This window comes from Mycobacterium sp. 852002-51163_SCH5372311 (genome assembly GCF_001667115.1).
GTDB lineage: Bacteria > Actinomycetota > Actinomycetes > Mycobacteriales > Mycobacteriaceae > Mycobacterium.
Genome location: NZ_LZIJ01000038.1, coordinates 1 through 15,804, shown reverse-complemented (window position 1 = coordinate 15,804; position 15,804 = coordinate 1). Strand labels below are relative to the sequence as shown.

Sequence of the window (15,804 nt, the reverse complement as noted above, 5' to 3'; positions counted from 1 at the left end):
CTTTTCCTGGCGGTCGACCCTGATCTGCTGGTCACCGTCAACGCGATGACCGGCGGCTACGTCGTCTCCAAGCCGGGGGCCAGCCGGGGGTGGTCGGCCAGCGGCCACAGCATGGTGATCCACACAGGTTTGGATGTGTCGGGTGCGACGGCGCCGCTCAGGTCGTCGGCTTTGTCGGGGGGGACGCCCACGACCGGCAGCAGGAACCGCGCGTTGTCGAGGCGGGCGGGCGCGCCGTAGTCGGGTGTGCCGTTGGCGTTGACGAGAATTGGGAAGACTCCCGGCTGCCCGACGCCCAGCGACGGTTTGGTCAGTGAGCGCAGCGGCGCGGTGAGGACGAAGCCGGCCTCCTGGCCGCGCTGCAGTTCAGGCGCGATTGTGACGAAGTCTCCGGCCGGCTGGTACTCGTCGGTGCTGCCGTCGAGCGAGGTCCGCAGACCGGCTGACGACGCGACGGCCGCCGCGTGCTCGAGCCGGACCATGACGTCGTGCACCGGTCGGTCGCCGACGTTGGTGACCATTCCGGTGACGGTGACGACGGGTTCGCTCGTGGTGGTGACCACGTCGGGCGTCACCTGGTCGATGCGGACATGGATGAACGGCGTGGCGCTGGGCTCGCCGGCGACCGCCCGCGGCGCTGCGGCTGATCCGGTGAACACCACCGAAAAGCCGGCCACCATGCCGACGACCGCGGCGAGGCGCACCAAGCCGGCCCACCAGGTTCGCGGCGCAGTCACGGCCCCGGCTCGCGGCCGTTCCTCGGGCCCGCGGCGCGTTCTTCGGAATGGCGGGTGCGCGAGTGCGTCTGTGGTCGCCGCCGCGGGGAGCTGGGCGGGAGCGGCGGTAGCGCGGCCGGGCCGTCGCTCTGCAGCTTGTCGATCAGTTCGTCGGCCACCTCTGCCAGCCGACGTTCGTCGGCGTAGGCCAGTCGCGACGGGAGCTCGCGCATCGGAACCCAGGCCACTTCGGCGACCTCGAGATCCTCGTCGGAGAGTTCGCCGCCGGAGAACTTCATTAGATAGTGGTGCACGGTCTTGTGCACGCGACGGCCGTCGGTGACGAACCAGTAGTCGATGCGCCCGAGAGCGGCGAGCACGCTGCCGCGGATCCCGGTTTCCTCGGCGACCTCGCGAATGGCGGTCTGTTCGGCGGTTTCGCCCATCTCGATGTGGCCTTTGGGCAGCGACCACAGCATCCGGCCACGCCGGTCGACGCGGCCGATGAGCGCCGCTACCTGCGAATCGCGGGGCCCGTCGATGCCGTCGATGACCAGTCCGCCGGCGGATGTTTCGTGCACCGTGCGCAGCCGCTCCGGCGCGCGGCGCGGTGAGCGAGACCTGCGCGGTTTCGTCGTCGCTGCGTCACCGGTCGGCTGGTTGTCCACGTGGTTCTGGGCGGAACCTGCAGCGCCACGACCGCGGCGCCGGCCCCGGCGCCGACGTGGTTTCGCCTGTTCGCCGTCCGACACTCAAGCGATAGTAGCTGGGACGGACTGGTCTCCTGGACATACTCGCCGGTTGTCGGGCATGCGGCGGCGGCGGGCCTAATTCTGGTGGCCAGCGTGTGTACGCCTGCGCGCGGTATCGGGCCCACGGAACTCAGTCACATGCGCCACTTCAGCACCGCGACGGGTCGCACCAATCGATTGTCGAAAGCAGTAGCACATGCGATATCTGTCCCCTGAAGGCGAAGTTGCCCTGGCGCAGGTCGGCAAAAACTGATGCCCGTAGGCGGGCAAAACGACATGGCTCGTTGCCCTCGTCAAGGTGCCCGGTGCGCCATTTCGTTGTGTCGTGCGTTGGTTGTGAATCCTTGGCTTTAGTTGTGCAGCCTGGGCGGAAAAACGCGCGAACTTCCGCCCCCCGTTCACACGGAACGCCCCCATTGCACATTCGAAGCCGTCAGTACACACTCAACGCCGTCACTACACACCTGGCCCGCTTTGTCGCCCGACTAGGCTGATCGAACGTGCCCGAACTCGCCCAGGATGCCGAGCTGCTGACCAAAGCCGCGGTCGCGCTGAATCAGCACTCGTCCGTGCTGCGCGAGCTGGGCGCGGCGTTCGATGCCGCTGGCCACCAGCTGTATCTGGTCGGCGGGTCGGTGCGCGACGCCTTGCTCGGCAGATTGAACTCTCCGGACCTGGACTTCACCACCGACGCCCACCCCGAGCAGGTGCAGCAAACGCTGCAAGGGTGGGCGGATGCGCTGTGGGACACCGGGATCGAATACGGCACAGTCGGCGTCGGCAAAGACGGCTACCGGCTAGAGATCACCACGTTCCGCGCCGATCGGTACGACCAGGTGTCGCGCAATCCGGAGGTCTGTTTCGGCGACAGCCTCGACGACGACTTGGTGCGCCGGGATTTCACCGTCAATGCGATGGCTGTCCGCATCACAGGCAGCGGACCGGGCGAGTTCCTTGATCCGCTGGGAGGTTTGGCGGGGCTGCGCGCCCGGGAATTGGACACCCCGGCTGCGCCATCGCGGTCCTTCGGTGACGACCCGCTGCGGATGCTGCGCGCCGCCAGGTTTGTGTCCCAACTCGGGTTCACCGTGGCGCCGCGGGTGCGGACCGCGATCGAGGAGATGGCTCCGCAACTGGCCCGCATCAGCGCCGAGCGGGTAGCCGTCGAGTTGGACAAGATGCTGCTGGGGGAGGACCCGGTGGCCGGCATCGACCTGTTGGTGCAAACCGGGATGGGCGAGGTGGTGCTGCCCGAGATCGGCGGCATGCGGATGGCCATCGACGAACACCACCAGCACAAGGACGTCTACCAACATTCGCTGACCGTGTTGCGCCAAGCGATCGAGCTGGAGGATGCGGGTCCGGACCTGGTGCTGCGCTGGGCCGCCGTGCTGCACGACATCGGCAAGCCCGCCACCCGGCGGCACGAGCCCGACGGCGGCGTGAGCTTCCACCATCACGAGGTGGTCGGCGCAAAGATGGTCCGCAAGCGGATGCGGGCGCTGAAATACTCAAAACAGATGGTCGACGACGTCTCTCAGCTGGTCTACCTGCACCTGCGGTTCCACGGCTACGGCGACGGCAAATGGACCGATTCGGCGGTGCGCCGCTATGTCACCGACGCGGGACCGCTGCTCTCGCGGCTGCACAAGCTGGTGCGTGCCGACTGCACTACCCGGAACAAACGCCGGGCCGCTCGGCTGCAGGCCAACTATGACCGGCTGGAGGCGCGGATCGCCGAATTGGCCGCCCAGGAGGACCTGAACCGGGTACGTCCCGATCTGGACGGTAACGAGATCATGGAGCTGCTCGGCATCCCGGCGGGCCCGCAAGTGGGCGAAGCGTGGCGCTATCTTAAAGAGCTACGGCTGGATCGCGGACCGCTTTCGCGCGAGGAGGCAACGGCCGAACTGCTCTCGTGGTGGAAATCGAAGGGGAACCCGTAGTCGCCGCGAACCATCTAACAACGCATGGAGTATTGCATCGGCGGCGCCGACGGCACGGCGTCCATCTGGAATCGTCCGTTCGACCTTGACCTCGACGGCGACGGCCGCCTCGACGCAATCGGCCTGGATATCGACGGTGACGGCAGGCACGACGACGCCCTGGCCGACCTCGACGGTGACGGGGTGGCTGACCACGCCGTGGTCGACCTCGACAACGACGGCACCCCGGACAGCTACTTCACCGACGACGGGTCTGGGACTTGGTCGGTGGCAGTGGACCGAGGGGGCCAGCTGCGCTGGTTCGGTCTCGACGGTGCCGAACACACCGGCGGCCCGCTGATCGACTTCGACGGTCAAGGCCACCTCGACGACCGGCTGCTCGACGCGGACGGCGATGGTGTGGCCGACCGGGTGCTGTGCGCCGGCGAAAACGGCGTCACCGGATACGTCGACACCGACGGCGACGGTCACTGGAACGTCCGGCTCACCGACAGCAACGGCGACGGGCTCGCCGACGGCGCAAGCGGCCTGTAACCGGCGCGTCGTTGCGACTGAACCGAGGAGGTGGGCAGCAGGTTTCAATACATACAGCGACATACAGCGAGTTTCGGCAACAACGGCGTTCTGTAGTGGATTGCCGTTCGTGGGTTTATCGTTCCGGCTAGAAGTTGCTGACCAGTTGTTTGGAGGCGGCCTTGGAGAGCGGGACGCCGTTCGGACGCTACCGTTTGCTGGATCTGCTGGGCCGGGGCGGCATGGGCGAGGTGTGGCGCGCGTTCGACACCGTCACCGAGCGAGTAGTAGCCCTGAAAGTCCTGCCAACCGAGTTCGCCGACGACGCGGTATTCCAGGAACGCTTTCGCCGCGAAGCCAAATCCGCCGCGGGGCTCGATGAGCCGCACGTAGTGCCGATCTACGACTTCGGCGAGATCGACGGGCGGCTCTTCGTGACGATGAGACTGATCAAGGGCCGCGACCTGCAGGGAATCCTGAACGAGGGGCCGATGGACCCGGGGCGCGCCGTGCGAATCATCGATCAGGTCGCCTCGGCGCTGCACGCCGCGCATCAGGTCAACCTCGTGCACAGAGACGTCAAGCCGTCCAACATCTTGGTCTGTGAAGACGACTTCGCGTATCTGATCGACTTCGGGATCGCCCGCGCCGCGGGCCAAAGCAGCTTGACGGGCACCGCCAATGTCATCGGCACCTGGGCCTACCTGGCCCCCGAACGGATCACCGCCGACCAGACCGACGCGCGGGCCGACATTTACGCGCTGGCCTGCGTGCTTTACGAGTGCCTGACCGGCAGCCAACCGTTTCCTGGAAACAGCCTCGAACAACAAATGGGCGGGCATCTCAGCCTGCCGCCGCCACGGCCGTCCGAACGGCGCCCTGACATACCCGCACAGCTGGATGCGGTGATCGCCAAGGGAATGGCCAAAAGACCCGACGACCGGTACAGCACCACCCGCGAACTGGCACGGGCGGCGACGGCCGCCGCCACCGGCCCGGCGACGGTACCGAACCCCCCGGCGCCGACCGCCGCAGGACCGTTCGCGCACACCCAGTCCACTTGGCAACCGCAATACGGCCACGTCAACCATGTGGCGCGGCCGAGCGGTCCGTCATCCGTCGGTCCCGCCCAGTACCGGCCGATGCCGTACGGCCAGCCCCCGCCGGCTCCCCGGCAAGCGCCCATGCCCCCGCCCAGCGGTCCTACATCTGCTGACCCCAATCAGTACGGGCCGATGTTTTATGGCGCGCCTCCGCCGGCGCCCAAGCAATCCCGCAAGGGCCCGCTTATTGCGCTCGCGAGTATCGGCACGGCCGTCGTCGTCGTAGGAGGGGTGGTAGCGCTCGTCGTGTCCAATTCCGACGACGACGGCGCTGCTTCGCACCCCGGTCCGACGCCGTCCGCCAATCCCAACACCGGTCCCTTCACCGGCACCTTCACCGCAGAGCTGGGTCCCGCGGCGCTGTCGAGTGGAACTCCGGCCCAAGACGCAGACGCTGGGGCATTCTCGGAATCCTGGCGGCTGCGGTCGGCATGCAACGACGCCGGCTGCGTGGCTACGGCGGCAAGCGGCGGCCGGTACCCCGCGAAGGACGTAATTTTCGACAAGGTCGGTGCGGGCTGGCTCGCCGTCACCACGTCGCGAAGAAAGTGCGGCAACCGCGACAACGACGAGGCGTGGAACGTGATCTCCGTCCAGCCGCAGGCCGAAGGAGCCATGACGGGTGAATTCACCCAAGCCACGACTAACGGGTGCTTCCTCAAGCGGAGCGTGACGTTCACCAGAACGGCCGACACCGACGTCGCGCTGCTGCCCGACCCGGCAAGCCTGCCGCGCCGCGTGGTGTCGCCTGCCGGCGGACTCCACGGCCGCTACGAAAGCGCGACCATCTACGCCAATGGCGACAAGTGGGTCGACGAATTGGTTGTGCGGACCGACTGCTTGCGCACCGGCGACCGATGCGTGAGCGCATTCCTCGATACGAAGAAGGACACCGACCAAGTGTTCGTCTTCGCAAACGGAACTTGGACCCGGAATACGGAGTTCGACTCCACCTGCTCATTGGGCGGCACCGCCCACGTCACCAGCACCGCCTCGCTGCAGATTCCGCAACCGGTCGTGGACCCGATCCCATCGCTCGCCGGGCACGGTTACGCCGATCTGGTTCCTGGGTCGAAATGCCGCAGTCAGGCGTACGACGAGAGCTTCACCCGCACCGGCGACTGATCAGTGAGGGTGGCGACCCGTCCTCCAGCTTCGCGGGGGTGCCCCAGCGCCCGGCTACCCACGCGATCTTCCGTTTGACACGTAAGGGATGCTGTTGTCCACTGAACAGCCTGTTTTGCGCGCCAGCTTCCGCGGGCGGTGAAGTGACAGCCTGCGACAGCCGATCTAGGTTTACGCAGAACCCGGCCCCGGGAGCTTAGGAAATCGAGGAGAAACACATGGCAGACGGCGGTACGACGAAGGCGTTCACGGAACTGCTGAGGACCACTCAGCAGCACATCGAGTCGGCGCTGCAGACCGCAACGGCAATCGCAAACGAATACCTGCACGGCCACGAGGACGTCGTGAACGTCTCGTCCTGGAGCGGCCAGGCCAGTACCGCCTCCCTCGCGACGGCTGCTCAAATTCACCACGACCTCACACAGACCATCACCGGCGGTCAGCGCCTGACTGCCGGCCTGGGAAAGACCGCGGTGCTCTTCGAGCATCACGAAGACGACGCCGCGCACGGCATGCAGAGCCTGTTCGGCGCCGTAGCGACCTAGAACGGATCCGCTGCCGAAATCCAATTCGAAAACTTCACCTTAGGGAGCAGGACATGAGTGAGATCACCTACAACTACGCGGCCATCGGAGCTTTCTCCTCCGATACCGCCCAGCGGGCAGCTCATCTGATGGAAATCCATCAGGACATCCTTCAGCGGACTCAGGCACTGGCCGACTACTTCTTGGGCAAGGGCGCGACGGCCTACTTCGACGCGCAACGGCAGATGCTGGACGGGCTGGAGAACCTGGCCCATCACATCACCCAGCATCATCGGGTGGTGGACGGCACGATGGAAAGTGCCCAAGTCACCGACGCCAACGTGCAGAGCTTTTTCGTTTAAACCGCAAGCTGATCGGGGGCGCACGCGCTGCGTGCGCCCCCGTGGTTGGGTCTGGAAAACGTGTTAACCACCACAGTCGACGGCCTGTGGGCTCTTCAGGTGCTCACGGGTATCGAAGTTCTCGCTCCCGAGCTGGGCTTGCGGCCACACCTGCCCAGCGTGGAGCCCAAGCGGCTGGCGCTGGAGCACCCGGTGACGGCCGAGCTGCGGGCCGCCGGCGTCATCGACGCGTCGGACGCGGTCGACAGCATTGTGGTGGAGTGGCTGACCGTACTCTCTCGTCGCGATATTGCGCTGCTCATGCAATTCGGTGGGCCACGAGCCGATGAACCGGCGCGGGTGCTGCTCGCCCGCTTCGCCCAATGGTGGGTAACGATCGAACGGTCGGCGGATCTGGTACGGATCGGCGGGGCGGGAACGGCCAGCTGCGAAGCCGCGGCCACTGCGGCGCTGAGTACACAGATCGAGCGCTTGTGCGGCACGAAGGAGCCCGTCGCGCTGCGACCGGTCACGCTGGACGCAGACGCCATGCAGACGGCCGCGACCAGCCGGGCGGAACTACGCAGATTCCTGGACAGCCGCGGACTGGAGGCGGACCAGGTACAAACGCTCGTATCGGCCGCCGACCCCGAGCGATCAGCGCAGGCCTCGATCGTCGCGATCCAGTCTGGCGTGGAGACCGGCCGACCCACCCGCGCATACGTCGAGCCGACCGTTGTGACCATCATCGACATTCCACAAGGAAGATTGGTCGCCGAGCACACCTACTCGGGCGGTTCGGGCGGCAAGAAATGGATGATCATCGCCCCGGGCACCAGAAGCAATGTCGCTGCTGCGCTGAGCCGGTTGATGCGGCGCCTGCCCGCCGATCAAGAGTGGTATTCGTACCGCAAAGTCGTGTAGTCGAGAGGTATCGCAAAATGTTAGTAGCGGCATCGTGACCAGTTCGTGGACCACAGCACCCGATTCTGCCGAAAAAGGCGGACAGGTCAGTAGAGAAACACCTTCCGCGCGTTACCAACGGCTGGATTCGGTATCCGGAACATTGCGTATCTCCGATATGGTCGCGCCGCGCAAAATCCCGCCGGGATCGGGTTGGCGAAAAGCCGTGTATCGCCTGTCGTTCAAAACTCTCAACTTCGGCGAATCGCCCGCCGAAAGGCATTACCGGGAATTGCAGGAGAGGATACGGCGCCACATTCGAAAGCAGTATGTGATCGGGGTGGTCTCCGGCAAGGGCGGCGTCGGCAAGACCACGTTGACCGCATGCATCGGTGCGGCGTTCCGGGAGTGCCGTCCCGAGAACGTGGTGGCGGTGGACGCGGCGCCCGGCTTCGGGACGCTGGCCGGCCGGATCGACGAATCGCCGCCCGGCGACTACGCGGCCGTACTGAACGACACCGACGTGCAAGGCTATGCCGACATCCGAGAGCACTTGGGGCAGAACAACATCGGACTCGACGTGCTGGCCGGGAACCGGGCCTCGGACCAGCCGCGACCGTTGGTGCCCTCGATGTTCACCGGGGTGCTGTCGCGGCTGCGGCGCACGCACACGGTCATAGTGGTCGACACGTCCGACGACCTCGAGCACCCGGTGATGAAGGCGGTCCTGGACTCCTGCGACACCCTCGTCTTCGTGTCCGGCATGACCGCCGACACGTCGCTGCCGGTCACTCGCGCCATCGATCTGCTGCGGTCGCTGGGCTATCACGAATTGGTGTCCCGCAGCACGGTCATCCTGAACGACAGCCGCAACAAATACGACGAAGATGCACGGTCGTATCTCACCGAGCGCTTTGGGCAGTCGGGCGCGACAGTCGAATTCATGCCGTACGATCCTTATCTCGCCAAGGGCGGCATAATCGATACCCAGCATGAGCTGAAGAAAAAGACGCGGCTACGGCTATTCGAGATCACTGCGGCATTGGCGGACAAATACATTCCAGATGCCGACAGGCCACGCTAATGACCCCGGTGCTGGGGAAAGTCTCATTTCCGGCCCGTTGCGCGGTTGCGGTCGTCTGCGGTGAGCACCTGGTTTCGCAGGTGTACCCGGCATCCGTGCCTATCGAGGTTTTCCTGGACGACATCGTCGAGCTGCTCAACGACGAGCTCAAGCGTCGCGGTTTCGGCGGCCTGGAATCTGGCGTCGGATACGAATTGAACAGGGCCAACGGTGTGCGGCTGGACGTCACCAAGACGCTCGACGAACTCGGCGTCGAGGATGGCGCCACGCTCGCCCTGGTGCCCGCGGGTCTCGGCGAATCTTTCGAGCCGCAGTATGAGTCCTTGTCCACCGGACTGGCCCGCATCGGCAAGAAGCTGTTCGAGCCGGTTACGGTCCGAACCGCCTCGCACACGGCGCTTTTCATGTTGGCGATGGCCGCGGCGACGGTGCTGGGACTGGCCGTGCGCCAGCGTTGGGCGAGTGATTCGCTGGTGCCGAGCATGGTGACCGGCGGCGCCGGTCTGCTGGCCGCCGGTGGCGCGGCAGCGGTGTGGCGGTGGTGGCCGCGCCGCACCGACATGATCGACGGACTCGGGTGGCTGGCGGTGCCGCTTCTGGTGGCGAGCCTGGCGGGGGGCCCGCCCGGAAAGCTCGGATCCGCGCACGTGTTCATCGCTGCACTGGCGGCCGCCGTGCTGACCTGTGGAATCGCCGCCGCAACGCGGCGCCACACCAAGGTGGCGGCCGCAGTTGTGACGCTGTGTGGACTAAGCGGTGCCGTCGCGGCTGCCCGGATGTGGCGGCCGATTCCGGCGCAGTGGCTGGGTATGTGCGCGCTGGTCGCATTGTTGCTGGTGCTGACCATGGCGCCGACGATCGCCTTGTGGGTCGCGCGGATCCGCCCCCCGTACTTCGGCTCGATCACCGGACGCGATCTGTTCCGTCGCAGCGCCGGTCTGCCGCCGGATGTGGTGACGCCCGTGCACGACGACACCGAGAACGCCGACGAGGGCGTGAATCGGGACACCACTCCTCGCGGCGAGCTGATCGCGGCGGCGGCGGTACGTGCCAACAGCGTGCTGACCGGCATATGTGTGGGCGCCGGGGTGGCGCTACCGGGTGCCGTGTGGGCCACGTTGATGCCGGGCCGTGAGCGCAGCGTGCCGGCCGCGGTGCTGGCCGCGTTGTTCGTGGTGATTTTCGTCAGCCGGGGAAGGGCATTCGCCGACAAGTGGCAGGCCGTCGCGCTGGTCTGCGGCGCCGCGGCAGCGGTCTGCATCGGCGTGCTCAAATTCGTTGTGCACGAGTCTGGTTCAGCTTACGCAGTGCTGTGGGGCGCGCTGGTTCTGGCCGGGTTCGGCGGCGCCGGCCTGCTGGCGGCCCTGCTGGTGCCGATCACCAGGTTCACTCCGTTGGTGCGCATGACCGCCGAATGGGTGGAGATCGCAGCGATCATTACGGCGCTGCCGCTGGCTGCCTGGATCGGCGGATTGTTCACCTGGGTGCGCATGCGATGACCGGAGTGACGCGAAAACCGTTGCACCGGATCGTTTCACTTGCGCTGACCGGTCTGCTGGTCGCGCCCATGACGAGTCTGCCGACGGCGCATGCGATTCCGCCGCCCAGCGTCGATCCCAGCCGGGTACCGGCAGACGGCAAACCGGGCCCGGATCAGCCGATGCGGCAAAGCTTCGCCTGCGCGCGGACGATAACCGTGGCAGATCCCAACGTGACGGCCACCGCGCCGGGTTTCACCATGCTGAACATCAGCAAGGCGTGGCAGTACTCGACAGGCAACGGGGTACCGGTCGCAGTCATCGACACCGGCATCAATCCCAGTCGACGGCTGCCGGTGGTCGCCGGCGGCGACTACATCATGGCCGGCGACGGCCTGACCGACTGCGATGCACACGGCACCATCGTCGCGTCGGTGATCGGCGCTGCGCCGCAGGGCCTTCCGATGCCCGCGCGGATGCCGAGCAGGCCGGCCTTCCCGCCTCCGGCCGGACCGCCCGCGACCGATATCGCTGCACCACCGCCCGGTGGTCCGCCGCCGCCGCCCGCGCCGCCGCCAACGCCGTCCCCGGTGACCATCACCCAAACCGTGTCGGCGCCACCGCCACCGCCGCCATCGCCCGAGGATGTGCCATCGAACGCGCCGGGGGATCCCGGTGCCGAGCACTCCGAAGACCCTGAGGTGCCGCCCCCGCCGTCGGGCGCGCCGGACGGCGTCGTGGGAGTCGCACCGCACGCGGTGATCATCTCGATCCGCCAGTCGTCGCGAGCCTTCGAACCGGTCAACCCGGGCCCGGGCGACATGGAGGGGCGCAAGAAGGCGGGCACCATCGCGACTCTCGCCAGCGCCATCGTGCATGCCGCCAACGTGGGCGCCAAGGTGATCAATGTCAGCGTGACCGCCTGCTTGTCGGCGGCCGACCCGCTGGATCAGGGCGCTATCGGAGCCGCGGTCTGGTACGCGGCCACCGTGAAGGACGCCGTGGTCGTTGCCGCGGCGGGCAACGACAGCGAAGACAATTGTGCCCAAAACCCGTCGTTCGACCCGCTCGACGCGTCCGATCCGCGCGATTGGCATCAAGTCAAAACCGTGTCGTCGCCGTCGTGGTTCGCCGACTATGTGTTGTCGGTGGGCGCCGTGGACAACACCGGCGCACCGATCGGCAAGAGCCTCGCCGGGCCTTGGGTAGCCGCGGCGGCACCGGGTGTCGGCATCATGGGGTTGTCACCGGAGACGGGTAGCCCGGTCAACGCCTACCCGCCAATTCGCCCGGGCGAGAAGAACATGCCGATCTGGGGCACCAGCTTCTCGGCGGCGTACGTCAGTGGGGTCGTCGCACTGGTGCGCGCCAAGTTCCCTGGGCTATCTGCCCACCAGATCGTCAACCGGATATTGCAGACCGCGCACAATCCACCACGGGGGGTCGACAATCAAGTCGGCTACGGCGTGGTCGACGCGGTTGCCGCACTGACCTTCGATGTGCCTGCGGGAGAACGACTTCCCCCAGCGGCTGCCAGTCGGGTAATCAGGCCCGCTCCACCGGCTCCCGCGCCGGACCACCGCGCTCGCACCGTGGCGCTGGTATTCGCCGCAGTGGTGGTTGCCTTGATCATGGTGGGCTCGTTGATCCTGCGGGCACGGCGCGAGCGATGACCGCCACCACCAGGCTGACCATCATCGGCGGCGTATTCCTCTTCGTGCTGCTGGGCTGGGCTGTAGGTGAATACACCGGTGCCGCAGTAGGGTTGGTGGCCGGAATCGGCCTGGGCGCGATCAAGTGGCGGGGCCGGCAGGCGTGGTCCTGGCTGGCGCTATGGGCGCGGCGCCGTCGACCGATCCAATGGTCGGAACCGCTGACGGTGGTCAACGACCGTGCCGGGGGCGGAATTCGATACCAGGACGGCGTGGCGGTTGTCGCGGTACAGCTGCTGGGGAAGGCGCATACCCCAACGCTGTTCACCGGATCAACCACGACGCACACCGAAAACGCGCTTGACGTCAGGGGTTTGGAGCCGCTGCTGAAGCAGAGCCTCGGCCTTACGATCGATTCGCTCAGCCTCATCAGCGGTGGGGCGCGGCGGCGCAGCACCGGTGACTACCCACGGGTGTACGACACTCTGATCGGTACGCCACCGTATGCCGGACAGCGGGAAACCTGGCTGGTCGTGCGAATCTCGGCGCTACCCAACGCCGAAGCGCTGAGCTGGCGTCGATCGATCGGCGCTGCAACGCTGGCAGCCGGTCAGCGCATCACCGCCGAAATGCGGCAGCAGGGCATTCGCGCGAAGGTGGCGACCGCCACCGACATCGTCGAGATGGAGCGACGATTCGGCCGATCCGCGCTGGACGCGCCCGACGGACGCTGGCTTTCAGTTCGCGGGGACCACGGCTGGCTGACGACCTACTGGTACCAGCCCGACGACATCACCGCCGAGAAGTTGGCGCAAGCCTGGTCCATGCGCGCCGACGGGATCGTGCACAACATCACGCTGTTCGGTGACGGCAGCGTCAGTGCCACGGTGACCGTCGGCAGCGCGCACCCACCGACGGCTCCACCGAGCACCATGCTGAAAACGTTGCCGGGTGAGCAGTTACCGGCCGTCGCGGCCAATCTGTGCGGACCGATGCCGCGGCTGCTCGGTCTTCGGCGCGCGACGTTGAATGGCCCGCTCGTCGTCCCCATCGGGCCATCGGGGGTGCTGCTGGGGAAGGTCGATGGTGGCAACCGATTGATGCTGCCCCTCGACGACGCGGGGGAGTTCAGCCGGGTGCACATCGCCGCCGAGGATTCGCTGGCCAAGCGGATCGTGATCCGCATGGCAGGTGCAGGTGAACGGATCACGGTTCATACGCGAAACCTACAGCGGTGGAACAGCGTTCGTATGCCGAACATCGCCGTCGTCGACCAGCCCAAGCCAGTCCCAGGAACGACGGTCAGCGTGGTGGACGGCACGCTGACGCCCGCGCCCCGCCCGAATACCCTGATCTCCGTGGGGGAACCCGGCGAGCCCTACCGGGGAACGGCCAACGTGCTCATCACCCAAATAGGTGTCGCGACGGTGGAAGTCACGGCGGCCGGTCAAGTCCACACGGTGGAGATCGAGTTGTTCCGCGCGGAGAACCGCTACGTCTCCGCTGAACCGACGGTGTTGCGAAGTCTCGAGCTGGCAGCGGCAGAGCCGCAATGACGAGCACCACCGGAACTGCCGCCGCGCGCAAGAGGTTCGACCAGGCGATGGCCTTACTGACCGCCGAGGGCCCCGCCGACATCGCCGCAGCCGGAGCACGGTTCCGCGAGGCCACCGAGATCGACGCGTCGATGGCGGATGCCTGGCTGGGCCGGATCGCCGCTGGCGACGAGACACTGTCGACGGTGCAGCACCTGTACGAGTACGGCGGCCGGTTGCATCGGGAAACCAACCGGCTCGGGGTGCGCCTGTCGGCTCCGATCAAAGCCGGCCCCTACCTTTCGATTTCGGTGACCGAAGCATCGCATGCGGGACTGGCGCTGGCCAGTGCGCTCATCGACGACCGCCAGTACGAGAAAGCCGAAGCGTTGCTGGCGGATTCGGCGCTGCTGGACACCTGGGAGAATCACCAGTGGCAGCAGTACATCAAGGCCTACCTGATGTTCGCCACCCAGCGGTGGCCGGACGTCATCTCGGTGGCTGCGGTCGTCTTGCCGCCACAGGCCATCATCATGTCGGCGGTCACTGCGGCAACCTGCGCTCTGGCGGCCCATGCCGCAGCCCATCTCGGCCAGGCGCGCGTCGCCCTTGACTGGACCAACCGGGTCGAGCTGCGCAACGGACACGCCCGCCCGAACGGACGCCATCACGAAAGCGCCATCACCGCAATAGATCCCACCGACTTTCCACTGATAGCGGCGGACCTGGCTTATGTGCGGGGGATGGCGCATCGTCAGCTCGACGAGGAACACGAGGCGCAGATCTGGTTGTCCAAGGCGACGATCAACGGCGCCCTGATCGAATCCGCCAAACAGGCGTTGGCCGACCCGTCGGTGCAACTGGCGATCACCGACGAGGATGCGATCAGCACCCGCACCGACAAGTGGGATGTGAGCACCGAGCGGTCCGAACAGCAGCGTCGCGACGAGGAACACGAAGAGCGACGGGCCCAACTCTTGGCCGAGGGCCGCGCGTTGCTCGACAACCAGGTCGGGTTGGGCGAAGTCAAACGGGCGGTGGCCGAACTCGAGGACCAGATCGAGGTCCGGGCGCTTCGGCTGGCGGCCGGCTTGCCGGTGGCCAATCAAACCAACCACATGCTGCTGGTGGGGCCACCGGGAACCGGTAAGACCACCACCGCCGAAGCCCTGGGCAAGATCTACGCCGGACTGGGCATCGTGCGCCATCCCGAGATCGTCGAGGTCAAGCGTGCCGACTTCTGCGGGGAACACATCGGCGCCTCGGGCCCCAAGACCAACGAACTGATCAACCGCTCGCTGGGCCGCATCCTGTTCATGGACGAGTTTTACTCACTGGTAGAGCGCCACCAGGACGGCCGGCCCGACATGATCGGCATGGAGGCGGTCAACCAGTTGTTGGTCGCACTCGAGGTGCATCGCTTCGACTTCTGCTTCATAGGCGCCGGCTATGAGCAGCAAGTCGACGAATTCCTCACTGTGAACCCGGGATTGGCGGGACGCTTCAACCGAAAGTTGCGGTTCGAGTCCTACACGCCCGACGAGGTGGTGGAGATCGCGGTCCGCTACGGCAAACCGCGGGCCACCGTTCTCCAGCCCGCCGCCTGCGAAGCGCTGAGCGCCGCGTGCGCAACGCTGCGCGGCTACCACGCGGCCGACGGCACACACGGCATCGACGTCATGCACAACGGCCGCTTTGCGCGCAACGTGGTCGAACGCGCCGAGCGGCTACGCGATTCCCGGGTGGCCGCCCAGCATCGCAACGACAAGGGTTCGGTCACCGTCGAGGACCTCCAAACGCTGCGCGCACAGGACGTGATTGCCGCGGTCCGCGAAGCCTGTGCGGAAAAGCATGTGCCGATAGAACTTTGAGCACCGGGCCGCCGCTCCCCCGGACGCGAGCGTGCGCAAAATGCCGCTGGCGCTCGGCGTGTTGCGTACAAACACGCACGCTCGCGCCCTAGCCTCGCGGCGCGGCCCTAAGAACTACGACGCGACGGGCTCGAAACGGAAAACGGCGACCCGGCCCGCCAGTGCCTCGAACTCGTCGGAGGTGCCGTCGCGCACCATCCCTGAGCGCTTGGCGAACGCCACACCGACGGGCACCTCGCTGGGGAAGGCACGCAACACCGG

12 protein-coding genes and 3 pseudogenes are annotated in these 15,804 nt (G+C 66.6%); 12 read left to right on the top strand and 3 right to left on the bottom strand.

The genetic code is table 11. From position 1 onward, the window contains the following. Positions 1–69, top strand: a pseudogene (locus A5791_RS27635) (hypothetical protein); the annotation flags it as partial. A gap of 2 nt (positions 70–71) precedes the next feature. Here the strand turns inward: A5791_RS27635 and A5791_RS05145 are convergent. Further along, positions 72–737: pseudogene (locus A5791_RS05145) on the bottom strand (hypothetical protein); the annotation flags it as partial. Beyond that, complete coding sequence (locus tag A5791_RS05140) at positions 734–1,468, bottom strand: NUDIX hydrolase (protein WP_067232178.1); 735 nt, start codon at positions 1,466–1,468, stop codon at positions 734–736. The gene A5791_RS05140 and the pseudogene A5791_RS05145, both read right to left, overlap by 4 nt. 500 nt (positions 1,469–1,968) lie before the next feature. On the opposite strand from A5791_RS05140, the gene A5791_RS05135 reads away from it, so the two are divergent. The 11 genes from A5791_RS05135 (at position 1,969) to eccA (ending at position 15,543) form a co-directional block, all read left to right on the top strand. Next, the gene (locus A5791_RS05135; RefSeq protein ID WP_067232175.1) at positions 1,969–3,414 is read left to right on the top strand and encodes a CCA tRNA nucleotidyltransferase; all 1,446 of its coding nucleotides are present in this window, start codon (positions 1,969–1,971) and stop codon (positions 3,412–3,414) included. 24 nt (positions 3,415–3,438) lie between these two features. After that, positions 3,439–3,948: a pullulanase gene (locus A5791_RS05130; protein ID WP_067232172.1), complete on the top strand. Its 510-nt coding sequence runs from the start codon at positions 3,439–3,441 to the stop codon at positions 3,946–3,948. A gap of 134 nt (positions 3,949–4,082) precedes the next feature. Beyond that, on the top strand, positions 4,083–6,155 hold the full coding sequence (locus A5791_RS05125; protein WP_231995808.1) for a serine/threonine-protein kinase: 2,073 nt from the start codon (positions 4,083–4,085) through the stop codon (positions 6,153–6,155). 218 nt (positions 6,156–6,373) lie between these two features. Next, positions 6,374–6,700 carry a WXG100 family type VII secretion target gene (locus A5791_RS05120; RefSeq protein WP_067232162.1) on the top strand — a complete coding sequence of 109 codons (327 nt, stop codon included), beginning with the start codon at positions 6,374–6,376 and terminating at the stop codon, positions 6,698–6,700. Positions 6,701–6,753: 53 nt separating this feature from the next. Further along, positions 6,754–7,041: a WXG100 family type VII secretion target gene (locus tag A5791_RS05115; RefSeq protein ID WP_067232159.1), complete on the top strand. Its 288-nt coding sequence runs from the start codon at positions 6,754–6,756 to the stop codon at positions 7,039–7,041. Between the two features lie 60 nt (positions 7,042–7,101). Then, positions 7,102–7,944, top strand: a complete 843-nt coding sequence (locus A5791_RS05110) for an ESX secretion-associated protein EspG (RefSeq protein WP_067232187.1) — start codon at positions 7,102–7,104, stop codon at positions 7,942–7,944. Between the two features lie 34 nt (positions 7,945–7,978). Next, positions 7,979–9,007, top strand: coding sequence for a MinD/ParA family protein (locus A5791_RS05105; RefSeq protein ID WP_067232156.1), 1,029 nt, complete (start codon positions 7,979–7,981; stop codon positions 9,005–9,007). Further along, entirely contained in the window at positions 9,007–10,506 is a 1,500-nt protein-coding gene (gene eccD / locus A5791_RS05100; protein WP_082966750.1) for a type VII secretion integral membrane protein EccD, read from the top strand. Before A5791_RS05105 ends, eccD begins: the two co-directional genes overlap by 1 nt. Continuing rightward, a complete protein-coding gene (locus A5791_RS05095; RefSeq protein ID WP_067232154.1) occupies positions 10,503–12,158 on the top strand; it encodes a S8 family serine peptidase in 1,656 nt (551 codons plus the stop codon). Before eccD ends, A5791_RS05095 begins: the two co-directional genes overlap by 4 nt. Further along, on the top strand, positions 12,155–13,693 hold the full coding sequence (gene eccE, locus A5791_RS05090) for a type VII secretion protein EccE (protein ID WP_067232152.1): 1,539 nt from the start codon (positions 12,155–12,157) through the stop codon (positions 13,691–13,693). The genes A5791_RS05095 and eccE overlap by 4 nt, the downstream gene beginning before the upstream one ends. Continuing rightward, the gene (eccA, locus tag A5791_RS05085; RefSeq protein WP_067232149.1) at positions 13,690–15,543 is read left to right on the top strand and encodes a type VII secretion AAA-ATPase EccA; all 1,854 of its coding nucleotides are present in this window, start codon (positions 13,690–13,692) and stop codon (positions 15,541–15,543) included. The genes eccE and eccA overlap by 4 nt, the downstream gene beginning before the upstream one ends. A gap of 114 nt (positions 15,544–15,657) precedes the next feature. Here the strand turns inward: eccA and A5791_RS05080 are convergent. Next, positions 15,658–15,804, bottom strand: a pseudogene (locus A5791_RS05080) (deazaflavin-dependent nitroreductase); the annotation flags it as partial.

What these genes read in the sequence shown, in the direction of transcription:
- A5791_RS05095 (WP_067232154.1), top strand. Translation starts at nt 10,503, where the DNA reads ATGACCGGAGTGACGCGAAAACCGTTGCACCGGATCGTTTCACTTGCG.
- eccE (WP_067232152.1), top strand. Translation starts at nt 12,155, where the DNA reads ATGACCGCCACCACCAGGCTGACCATCATCGGCGGCGTATTCCTCTTC.
- eccD (WP_082966750.1), top strand. Translation starts at nt 9,007, where the DNA reads ATGACCCCGGTGCTGGGGAAAGTCTCATTTCCGGCCCGTTGCGCGGTT.
- eccA (WP_067232149.1), top strand. Translation starts at nt 13,690, where the DNA reads ATGACGAGCACCACCGGAACTGCCGCCGCGCGCAAGAGGTTCGACCAG.
- A5791_RS05115 (WP_067232159.1), top strand. Translation starts at nt 6,754, where the DNA reads ATGAGTGAGATCACCTACAACTACGCGGCCATCGGAGCTTTCTCCTCC.
- A5791_RS05120 (WP_067232162.1), top strand. Translation starts at nt 6,374, where the DNA reads ATGGCAGACGGCGGTACGACGAAGGCGTTCACGGAACTGCTGAGGACC.
- A5791_RS05130 (WP_067232172.1), top strand. Translation starts at nt 3,439, where the DNA reads ATGGAGTATTGCATCGGCGGCGCCGACGGCACGGCGTCCATCTGGAAT.